The following is an 11,855-nucleotide window of genomic DNA, read 5'->3' as shown; positions in this document are numbered from 1 at the left end:
AGGTCATCATTTTCACTCTGTCGCTGCGGGATAAACCGGAAATGGATTCAAGTCCGGAGCTACCAGACCAATGGCTTTGGTCTTGCGGGAAAACAACGAACGCATTTCTTGTCGAAATAATTACCAATTTTAAGCTGACTTAGATTCTCCAGATTTTCCGCCATCCAGGATTTACTTGCTTCGACCTTAACGGTCTCCCCTCGTTTATCCCTGATAACAACGACTGATGCATAATAGATTTCGCCAAACTGAATGAGAAAATCATTACCTGGATACTCCCAGTTTTGCAATCGCACCTGATTATCGCTCATGAATTCGAACGTCCTCTTATTTTTTTTGGTTAGCGTGAAAGTAACCTCGCCACGATCGATCAGAAAACACTTTGGATCCGATCGGTATAGCTGCCGGGCTATAACGAAATATTCGGCGCTAAGTTCATGACGGTATGATCCACTGCTGGTCTGTACGATTCGAAGACCGAAATTCCCGTGCTTTTCAGGTTCCCGCCCAAACTCGCCATACCAACCCTCAGTAAATGTGACCGTTTTCAGCTGATTGATGAAATCAACTTTTAGCTCAGGCGGCCTTAATAGTTCGACAAAAGTTCGATCTTCCTCACTAAACTCAGAAGCAGGAATTTTGATCTGTTTGCCAGTCGCGGATTTCAGGACAAAATCAGCTCCTATGGTCGTGATAAACGAAGCTTCAAGCGAACGATCATCCAGCAATGTCCAAACCCTCGCATCAGCGAAGACAGCAGAACTGGATAAGACCATCATTAGAATCAGGATAATACTCACAACAACACTGGGAATTTTCATATTCACTCTCCTCTGAAAGCTAGTAATCGCGGAATACCGGCCCGTTGGTTAAACAGACTTCACCTTCAGGCTGTTCCCGATACACCGCATCAAGATAGTCGAGGGACAGCTCGTCCGTTTTAAATGCAGGAAGAATGGGCGCACCCTGCCTACTCCTTTCGTACTCTTCGCCTTCGACCTCAACACCCAAAACAAAGCCGGTACTCCAGCCGTTGTCTCCCAACAAAATCTCCATGCTCAGAGGAACTCCTGGCTCAAGGGTTATCCAATCGCCGATCTGTACACTTCCCCGTCCCCAATGCCACGTATCGGTATCCAGCGAACTCGATTCCCAGAGGTTTCCAATGACCTCGCTCCTGCGAGCATCGTTCCAGCAACAGCCGAGAACAATTTTTTCATTTACTCTCACAATCATAAATTCGTTGGCCGCTCCATAAAATCTAAATTTTATGCCGTCCCTGTGAACAAGATCGCCTTTATAATGAATCAGCCAGAAAGCTCCGACACCATCCTCATCGGCAAATGATGACGGAGCAACCGTGGCCATGGTTTCAGGAATAACGATAGCTTTGGCGTAGAGCTTTTGCGGACTCTTGTAATATCGACTTAGTATACTCGGCCTCCATCCACTCCTCATGAAACGATGCGCGATGTACCGATACTCTTCCACACTAGCTCTGATATTCTGACCTGACCGATTGCGTTTAGTATCATAATAGACGCCGACCAAATCGTTTCCTGTACTTATCTTCGAGCCCAGTATGGATATATCCTCCAATGCAGGCAGCACATCAAAACCGCCGATGCCCGTGGATGCGCCCCCAAAGCCCATGCCGTTCATTTCCGGCAGTTGAATGTCGGGCATACTGGCACTCTCAACCTTGGTAACGATGCGTGTCGGCGCCTTGGGCTTGGCGGATTTCTTGAGCTTCACCTTTGGTTTCCTGAGCTTCATTTTGGGGCGCATTACCGGCTTGGGCGCAATAAATTTTTTATCCAGCTTCTGCGTAGCGGTAAAAACAACCAAAAGCCCCGCTAATATAAAGGCTCCCGCGTGCACCAGCAAACTGATCAAAAACCCGCTCGGAGCTCCCTTAATTATACCCTTTCCGGAACGGCGACTCTTTCTTTTTTTCATGATCTATACCCCCTCTGAAAGTAGCGTCCTGTGCCATGAACGGCCATCAACCCACCCCGTATTAACCAAAGTATCACACCCCTAAAACGAGCCAATCCATACAAAAGTATGTCCAGAGCACATGGGTCCCCGCCGCTACACCTCCGTGTAATTTCTACCTGATAAAAATGTTCGATATCGAGCTGAAGAGCGCCGCAATGAAGCTCCCGCAACAAACTTCCGGGTTACTTTTTTACAGGAAGAGAATGATTACCGATGGCACGCATCCCGCCATTCGGCTGGACGAGACACGATGAGCGTGAAGCTCATCGACAAACCGCCTCTCTTCCACATCTTCTCGCCACACATACTTTAGTATGCATAGACGGGTAGCAGGCCTCTGGTAGTTTAAAAGTGTTAACTGTTTCAGCCAAGTCCGCCGATCTGTATTACCGCACGGTTTGCAAACAATCATGGAGATAGATGCTCGGATTCCGTACAGGGCGATATGAAGAAATAAAGGTCGGTCAGCTCACAGACCGATTCACCTAAAGGGAGAATAGTAATGAAACTAATACGCTTATCTGCATTCTTAACCGGATGCCTGTTATATACAGGAATCGCACAGGCCGATGTTTTTAAGGCAACCACCGACTTTCCCGTTCTCACCGCAGGAACGGCTGACTTCTATATCGACACCGGCCGCGGGGCACTGGCCATCGATGCTGCTGCAGAGAATAATCGTGACAAATTTGCCCGCGCAACAACCACCTTCTCCGGTTTGGAGAACGAATACGAGATTCAGCTCACCACTCTGCAGGAAACCGATGGAGAAAGCATTTACCGCGTCTGGGTCGGAAATGATTTAATTGGAACCGTTACAAATGATCCGACTTTAACCGACTATGTACGGCAGGTTCACAGCTTTCCGTTCACCACCGTAACCGCCGGCACCGAATTATCCGTTGAAGCCATGGCGGTATCCAATGGCAGGATTCCCGAAGGATCAGGGTTTGCCTACGCCCGCGGGCGCTGGGCACGATTGGAACTGATTCCCACGGCCTCCGGCGGAAACGCTACGATTTCCGGCGAACAGAAAAAATGGCACAAGGTTTCCTTCAGCTGGATCGGTCCCGATACCAGTGAAACAGCTGTCGTAAATCCGTTTGCTGACTACCGCTTAAATGTAACTTTCACGCATACCGACAGCGGAACGAGTTTCCGGGTTCCCGGATATTATGCTGCCGATGGCGATGCCGCTAACAGCAGTGCCACCTCCGGAAATGTATGGAGGGCCCACTTTGCTCCTAATCTGACCGGTGAATGGACCTATTCCGCATCGTTCCGAACCGGCACCGATGTAGCCGTCAGCGATGCAGAGGATGCCGGAACCAGTGCGGCCTACTTTGATGGCGACACAGGCACCTTCAGAATCGCAGACACCGACAAATCCGGACGCGACTTCCGAGGCAAAGGCCGCCTGACCTATGTCGGCAAACATCTCCTGCAACACGCCGAAACCGGCGAATATTTTCTAAAGGCCGGAACCGATGCACCGGAGAACCTGCTGGCCTACGACGATGTGGATGATACCCCTAACGACATGAATGATAAACCGAACCTGCGTAAAAGCTGGGGCCCGCATGCTACCGACTACGATGCTGTCGACGCATCGGAATACACCTGGGGCTCTGGAAACGGCACCGAACTGCTGGGCGCGATCAAATACCTCAGCGATAAAGGTCTTAATGCATTCTCCTTCCTGACCTTCAGTCTCGACGGCGATGATGACAACGTATTTCCGCACCTGTTGGTCAATGGAACAGCAGCCTATGAGGCCGTCGCCGATGATACTCGCTGGGATTCCGGCGAAATCTATAAAGACCGTTTTGATGTTTCCAAAATGGCGCAGTGGGAACAGATCTTTGCCTACGGCGACAAAAAAGGCATGCACCTTAATTTCAAAACGCAGGAAACAGAAAATGAAACGCTGATGGATAACGGAGCTATCGGCCGGGAGCGTAAACTCTATATCCGTGAACTGATCGCACGCTTCAGTCATCATCTCGGCCTCAGCTGGAATATGGGAGAAGAGAGCCAGGATCAGACCACCGCACAGGTGATTGAAATGACTCAATACTTCAAAAAGATTGATCCGTATGGACACAATATTGTTCTTCATACCTACCCGGGGAAACATGAAGTACGCTATCGTCCTATGCTCGGAACCCTTTCCGAACTCACCGGCACCGCAATCCAGACCGGCTCTGCCATCTTCGACGATGTTTTCCCCGCAGCCTTGAAGTGGGTCACCGAATCCGCAGCAGCGGGAAAACCCTGGATTGTGGCGGTAGATGAACCAGGTGACCCCCGGTATGCATTACGCGATGCAAACGATCCTGGAGACAGCTGGACCAATGCACGGAAAGATGTGCTCTGGGCCGTCACGATGGCCGGTGGAGCCGGTGTTGAATTCTACTATGGTTATCAGACCGATCATTCCGACCTGAACTGTCAGGACTTCCGTACCCGTGACGGATTTTTTGACTATTGCCGATATGAATTGGAATTCTTCAAAAACAACAACATTCCGCTCGAACGTATGAGCAACGAAGATGCATTGCTGACTGACCCCGAAAATCATTGCCTGCGGGAAACCGGAAAACTATACGTGGTTCAGCTTAAAAACGGAGGAACCGACACCCTGGATCTTTCCGCAGCCATCGGTAACTTTACCGTTAAATGGTACGATCCACGCAACGGCGGCGACTTGCAGTTTGGCAGTATTACCAACGTAGGCGGCGGCGGTGTGGTCAATCTGGGCACGGCCCCAAGCGAACCTGCATCAGACTGGATCGTCCTGTTGGAAAGAATGGAGGGAATGGTCCTTGAGAATGATATCTGGATTGAAAAAGACGGACTCGTAATTTTCGAAGCAGAAGATACCCGCAGCGATTTAGGGCTTTGGGAGGAATTATCGACCATTACCCCGCACCTGGGTACCGGCTATCTGGACTTCATGGGCAACTCGGCTCCCGGAGGACCGGTAAACTCGCCGCTGGAATATCGTTTTCATATTACGAAACCAGGCTTGTACTATCTTCATATGCATGTGGCCCGCGTTACGGTGGGCGACCGTACAGATGTGGCAAACGACTGCTATGTGCGGGTGGATGGCGATTATACCGCGCATCCGGATGCTGGCACCCGATGGAACGATCCGGCCACTCTCAGCGTATTAGAAGAGGACACCAAGTTATTCGGCGGGAAACATAATCAATTCGTATGGCGGGCCGGCCCCTGTCTCGATCCGGAAAGCGGCAGTGACAAAGTTATCCCGATCTATCACTTCAAAGCCGGTGAAACCTACAGCTTATGGATGAGCGGGCGTTCTAAATGGTTTAAAGCCGACCGGATCATGTTCCGCCACGCCGACGTAGATGTTACTGAGGCCCAGCTGCTGACCAACCCGACCTCCCAGCGTGGTGGCCTCGTTACTTCAAGCCCTAACGTGAACGCAGGCGACGATCAAACCATTACCCTGCCGGAAAACAGCGCCACCTTCGAGGGATCTGCAACGGACTTAGGGACGGTAATCAGCACCGTGTGGATGCAGCTGGAGGGCCCGACCACCGCGACGCTAAGCGGCACCAATACAACCACCCTTACCGCCAGCGACTTGACCGAAGGTGTATACCGCTTCCAACTGACCGCCGTGGATGATGATGGCGATTCCTCCTCAGATGACGTTTCCGTAACGGTTGTGGATCCGGCATCCTGGCCGACAGGTACCATCAGTCTTCATGCGGACAATCCCTTTGTCGATTATGACGTCAGCACACTCGATAATCCTTCCATGACCTTGTCAACGCCGATCAACCGCAACGCATCCGATACCGGCCGCACGATTGGGCAGTCCTTCACGGCAAACAGCGACTTGGAACTGGGACATATCGTACTGAAAACGGTAGGAGGTTCAGATCTGAGCACCATCGCATCGCTCCCGACGATTATGCTGGCGATTCTCGACATGTCAGATACCAGCATTATTCATCGGGAAAACTTCGAACTCACCGGCTTAAATGTGACTTCCGGCGACTATGTCAGCTTCAACCTCCACAGTCCGGTTTCGCTGATTGCCGGCGGAAAGTATTCTTTCCATCTGGCTTATAATACGGATGACGGAGCGGTGGATAATACCTTCAACTTTCGGCGTACCGGAAATTCTTCGACCGTTTATGACGGCGGGCAGGCCTACGACACCTCGGGAACCTCGTTAATCAGCTGGCCGCTGGAAACCCTCACGACGAAATCCCGCGATATGGAATTCGGAATCGCCGCCTATATCGAGTCTGTTGGATATGAAAACTGGCTGTCCGATTACGGGCTCCCTGCATCCACCGATCCCTTAAGCGACTATGACGGCGACGGCGCCTCCAACCTCGATGAGTATGCAATGGGTGGTGATCCCACAGATCCAGCCATCGGGCCGAATAAGCCGCGTTTAGTCATAAATCCGAACGGGAATGTGAGCATTTATAACATGGAGCTGAACAGCCCATCCACCGATCTTGAATATAAAGTTCAATGGACAACCAATATGATCTCAGGCCCATGGAATGAGAGCTGGAACCTGATCGCCACAAACACAGCAACGAACCCTAAATTGAATGAAATCAGACGCAGGGTCTGGGGAGAGAATAAGGACAGTATTTTCTTCCGAGTCGAGGTAACACGCCCGTAAGTTTTCGGGAAATTAACTCCTGCTCATCAGGAAAGTTCCTGTCCGGTGTTGAGGTGGCTGGGTAGCATTCCATTTTTACCGGAATCAGCATACGGGGCTGACGGCCACACATACGTCATAGGCATACGAAAGTATTACCCATAAAAACGATAGGACTTCGCCCTGTAGCAACCGCTCCGGAGAGCTGGAAATCCGTCTGTTTCCCCTAATGGCAGATGGTATGAAGAGGAGGAAAAATGAGGATGACCTAATTGCACGAAGACAGAATCTACAGAGAGTCATGTACGCCCGTCTGACAACAAATGGAAACGGTATGAAAATAAACACAATGATGCAGAGGAACTGATAAATGAATAAAAAAAGAGATCGCTATTTGAGCATGGGTATTGTGATGGGAACTATCGCGCTGCTCGCAAATACTGGATATGGAATCGATGTAACACCGGGAGATGATCTTCGTTCGATTGTTCACGGCGCTACTTCTGGTGAAACCATAAATTTGGCCCCGGGCACCTATACAGTGACCAAACAAATGAATGTGAGTGCAGATATCACCATTAAGGGTGCCGGCAAATTCAAGACCTTTATCTATAATACCGGAGGCCCCGAGGTCTTTCGTATCCGATCCAGCAACGTAACGGTTCGAGACCTTTGCATCGATGCGACCGACTGCCAAATGGGCATTCGTATTAAGCCGAGCAGTAGAAATCTAACGGTGACCGATGTCTGTATTCGTAATGCGATCAGCTATGGAATTGTTTCTTCGATCGGATGGCCGACCCATGGTTTAGAGGTGACTGGATGTACCTTCAACAACAATGGGTTTGTTCAAATCCTGATGTATAACCGGAATGATGATACGCGGGATCATCAGACGGAATCCGTAGATAAAATGACGTTTGAAGGCAACGTCTTCAAAGGGAGTCTGCGTCTGCGTGATCTCATCAGTGACAGCGGGAATGATGAGGACCAGGTCGGCACATCGCACAATCAGAGCTTAATCAAGGATAATGATTTCCTCAAAGGCGGTAAGTGGCAGTATGGAACCTCTGAAGGCAAGGGCTTTGTACTCACAGGTAATAACTTCTACGGACCTGGGGAAAATGCGCAGACCTATCGACATACGATTCATACTGAACAGTGGTATGACAACTCGACCTTTACGGGAAACTTCATTGAAAATTCCACCGGAATCGGCGGCCTGCATCACCTGAGCGATGGAGATGAAGAAGGCGACATCGGAGCCCGTAATGTTAATTTTATTAACAACATATACAGCACGGGCGGCAAAACGCTGTCGAACGGGATTTTCGGTAATAATGTGCGGAACTGCACCTGGGATGGAAATGACTTTACCGATGTACTGGTGAGTAATTTTAAGGTGATCTTCTGGCAGGGTTCCGGAGACAATGACTACGTGAATAACGTGGGACTGAACGGTTCCGTTCGCGAAAACTAAATCAGACTCCCCGGCTCCGGCCGGGGAATTCCCTTTAAAAATGAAATCACAAATACGCTATCTATTCGGGGCCTTGGCGCTGTTGATTGTCGGCGGCTTGCTTTTCCTGCGGCCCGCCTCAGAGTCCGCCCCTGCACGCTCACCGCTGACATCCTCTTCCGGCCTGGAACTTCCTGTTCAAGTAGTAACGAAAACGCGCGACGCGACGCCCCTGGATGCATTCAAGTATCCTATATGGGGTGAAGGACTTGAAACGGCCTCAAGCTTAGAGGGATTTTTGAACGAGCTTAGTGCCTTATTAAAGGAAGATGAACGGGCGGCGATCGACCTGCTGACAGATTTAGATCACCCGCTCATGAATACGCACTCCGTTGCGATTGGTGAACAATTGGCCAGCCACCTTTTTGAACACCATAGTGCTTTGGAAGCGATTATGATGCTGGATGGTCTCTCGGCTCGTTCCGACAATATTTTTCACTGTGCCGCCCGGGAACTGCTTTCTCCGCTGAGGGAGCAAAAGGACTCCCCTGCAGCACTCGCCGCTTTTCTGAATGAAAATAGATATCCCCGGTTGATAGATGAAATGGACTATACAATCGGAAAGCATTTGGCCCGAGGTTCCGCCGGGGGAGCGCTGGAGGCACTGGAGCTGCTTGGTGCACTTCAAAGAACAACGCATACAGATCGGGCTTTACAGGGGATCTATCACCAATGGGCCATTGTTGATACGGTCGCTGCCGCACAGCATATTGCTTCACAGCCCGCTGATCCGCTGCTGGATGTTCCGCTTGCGGAATGCGTCACCCGATGGGATGGAAATAATTCTTATTCAAGCGACGTTATGCCATGGGCGGAACGCATTATAGATCCCGCCATCCGGAATCAAACCATAGCTGAGGTGGCGGAAACCTGGTATGTCGATCAGGAAGACCGTGAAGCCTACGCAACATGGAAAGCGCAGCAGACCGACCCGGATCTTCTCAAGCGTATTGCACGGACCGAGATGCGCGTGGATACCTTTAACGCAGTAATGGATCGCGCCCGACCGGTTTCGGATTTAATTGCAGCGGCACATAACACCGTTGAACCGACCGACCGGTTAAGAGTTGCAGATCTGGCAGCACAGGAAGCGCTTGCGCTGATGCAGCGCGCGTCGGCGTTCGGAGATCCGATTGACCTGGCGGCCGCTCAGCAGGCCTACACCGATATCAATACCGATCTGCGCGGGGAATTTCGCAACCTGTTATCAGTACAGCAGGTTAATGCCGAATATTTGGAATGGCAGTATTAACACGATAAACCGGTCATAGAAAAACGACGGAAAAAGGAGGTAACACAAGGAACAGATTAGACGATTGCGAGTCATGTATGCCTGTCTGAAAAAAGGCATAAACTGTAACTGGATATCATAATGAGAAAGAGGAACATATGAAATCAATCCCTTGGAAAAGTATACTTATTAGCGGTGCAATGTCTGCGATAACTGTTTTCGCGCAAACCGTACCCTTTTCAACCGGGCGCATTGCCATCAGTTCGGATGGGAATCAACATGACAAAGATGACTGGGGAGCCACAGCGGCCACCTTAATGATTCTGGCATCACAGAATGCACAAAACAAACTGGCCGTATATACGCACAGCGATCACATATGGGGGTCCAGTGGAAGTGGTGAAGCAGCCATGGCACTGAGTGCAGACGAAACAGCATCCAAGTTTGGTTTTGATGCCGCGAAAATCGTTTCTGCCGCACAAAACCCGACCGGAGCTTACAACAAAATGCGGGATGCCATTCTTGCTTCTTCAGCTGATGATCCGTTGACGATTATCGGAGCAGGACCGATGCATGTGATCGGTAAAGGCTTAAATAAAGCCAGGCAAACTGATGCGAGTCGACTGCAGTATGTCCGCGTGATTTCCCATTCAAAGTGGAATAATGAACATTCAGATAAGCCGAAAGACTGGGAAGAACACACCGGATGGACATGGGATGAGATGATTGATGCATTTTCCGGTTACGGTGTCATCTTCGATAAAATCGAAGATCAGAACGCTGCTGACAGTAAAACTGTTGGATTTGCTACACATCTGGCGGATGACGGTTCCCCCTACTGGGAAGCCTGGCATTTTTTGCGAGACTACAGCGCACACAGCGCTGCCATAAATGAAGGCATCCAGTTCGTCTACTCACGTATCGTCGCATCCGACAAAGCTGATATTTCTGATTGCGGCATGGCGTATTATCTATTCACTGGAGACCAGCAAGGCGGACCGGCAGGCCTCAAGGCAATGTTAGATAATGGTTTTGGAACAGAGCCTTCAGATCCGGTTGATCCGTCTGACCCGATCGGCACAGTTTTCATTAAAAGTAAAAGAACAGAAAACCGCATTCGGCCACTGAGCGCTTCAGAAGGATCAGATGTCGTTCAATACCCCGGCGGTTGGAGTGGAAAATGGCTGCAATGGGAAATGATCCCAACCCGTGGAGAATATTTCTATTTAAGAAGCAAAGCCAAGAAGCAGTATCTATATATGCCCGATGGTGCGCCTCGTTCCGTAGTCAAAGTCACCTATGTGGTAGGACCGGAAGCGGAATGGAGAAAAGTCAATATCAGCAGCGGTGTTGTACGATTGGAGAATCGTGCTGAAAACCAGTATATTCAGGTTGATCGATACGAAAACTTCGTAACGCATCCTGAGGGCAATATTCAAATACGGGTGAGTGACGATGATGCGCTGGACAACAAAAGCCATTGGTTACTGGAAGAACTGTAAGTTACATCGAGTAATAATCAGACCGCCGGAGCATATACTTCGGCGGTCCCCCCCCCAACCACCTTCATGGCACGTCGCAGAACGGTTATAAAACAGCTGGAATTCTCTCAGCCAACCGTGAGCTTACATTTCCAAGGCTTCAAACCTTCCCCAGTTGCCGTCATGCTTACAGATCCACCGGTTTTATCCGCCTTCACAATCAGCATGCAAAGGCCGTTAAGAGCGGTGCGGCAGACAGCAACGATAACGTACCAATAAATTCGCACATTTGAATAGGAGGTCCTCCGGCTGATACAACCAGTCAGTGTAACCAAACACACAGAAAAAAGCCGGAAAGAGACGGACAACATCACGTAAAAGGTCAACGAAATCAACGATACCGAAGTGCGCAGCTCGGCAGAAGAGATGCTCAATAGCCTGCTCGATGCCAAAGCAGACGTCCCGTAGTACGGATCAAAGCAACTACGAGCGCAACCAGACCGGGTTGACACCCGCGCAGAAAATTATAAGCGCGGTTTGGAGACGCAGGCGCAAGCGACTTTTCAGAAAAGTACCCGTACGTTTCCAACACTGTTAACCGTAACTCATCTCATATCCGAATCTAATTCATCGACAAGCTAAGAACTGTCCAGAACCGATCGCCGTTTGGAAGGGAATAAAATTCATTCTCGAAACCGGGTAGTCCCCGGGAACTTCAGAAGAACAACTTCAGAACAGTCACAAACACACTATCTGGCACTGAGATCCGCTCAATCTTTATCCGGAAATACGGCACCCTGCCCTCGTGAAATCCTCGAAGTTTTTCCGACTTATAATCAATCCGAGCAGCCGGCGGGGGCCCGCTCTCAGACGATCAAACCGCGAAAATACTTTTCCTGAACCGGTCAATGCAGTCGTCGAAAAAAATACACTTTTATCAGATACAAAAAAACTGCCCGAAGA

6 protein-coding genes are annotated in these 11,855 nt (G+C 49.9%); 4 read left to right on the top strand and 2 right to left on the bottom strand.

Annotated features, from left to right (window positions below; translation table 11 throughout):
- Positions 1 to 59: 59 nt before the first annotated feature.
- Together P9H32_RS10850 and P9H32_RS10845 are read right to left on the bottom strand one after the other, a co-directional pair.
- Positions 60 to 821: a hypothetical protein gene (locus P9H32_RS10850; RefSeq protein WP_322608917.1), complete on the bottom strand. Its 762-nt coding sequence runs from the start codon at positions 819 to 821 to the stop codon at positions 60 to 62.
- Positions 822 to 840: 19 nt separating this feature from the next.
- The gene (locus P9H32_RS10845) at positions 841 to 1,959 is read right to left on the bottom strand and encodes a hypothetical protein (RefSeq protein ID WP_322608916.1); all 1,119 of its coding nucleotides are present in this window, start codon (positions 1,957 to 1,959) and stop codon (positions 841 to 843) included.
- Positions 1,960 to 2,503: 544 nt separating this feature from the next.
- Here P9H32_RS10845 and P9H32_RS10840 point away from each other — a divergent pair.
- The 4 genes from P9H32_RS10840 to P9H32_RS10825 all read left to right on the top strand — a co-directional run bounded on the left by P9H32_RS10840 (position 2,504) and on the right by P9H32_RS10825 (position 10,913).
- Positions 2,504 to 6,682: a PKD domain-containing protein gene (locus P9H32_RS10840; protein WP_322608915.1), complete on the top strand. Its 4,179-nt coding sequence runs from the start codon at positions 2,504 to 2,506 to the stop codon at positions 6,680 to 6,682.
- A gap of 349 nt (positions 6,683 to 7,031) precedes the next feature.
- Positions 7,032 to 8,141 carry a right-handed parallel beta-helix repeat-containing protein gene (locus tag P9H32_RS10835; protein ID WP_322608914.1) on the top strand — a complete coding sequence of 370 codons (1,110 nt, stop codon included), beginning with the start codon at positions 7,032 to 7,034 and terminating at the stop codon, positions 8,139 to 8,141.
- Between the two features lie 40 nt (positions 8,142 to 8,181).
- Positions 8,182 to 9,432, top strand: coding sequence for a hypothetical protein (locus P9H32_RS10830; protein WP_322608913.1), 1,251 nt, complete (start codon positions 8,182 to 8,184; stop codon positions 9,430 to 9,432).
- 137 nt (positions 9,433 to 9,569) lie between these two features.
- Positions 9,570 to 10,913: an RICIN domain-containing protein gene (locus P9H32_RS10825; RefSeq protein WP_322608912.1), complete on the top strand. Its 1,344-nt coding sequence runs from the start codon at positions 9,570 to 9,572 to the stop codon at positions 10,911 to 10,913.
- Positions 10,914 to 11,855 lie beyond the last annotated feature (942 nt).

The sequence above is a fragment of the Pontiella agarivorans genome, assembly GCF_034531395.1.
In the GTDB taxonomy this organism is placed as follows: Bacteria; Verrucomicrobiota; Kiritimatiellia; order Kiritimatiellales; family Pontiellaceae; genus Pontiella; species Pontiella agarivorans.
Note: the sequence above shows the minus strand (reverse complement) of the source record. Positions and strands in the feature narration are given on the sequence as shown.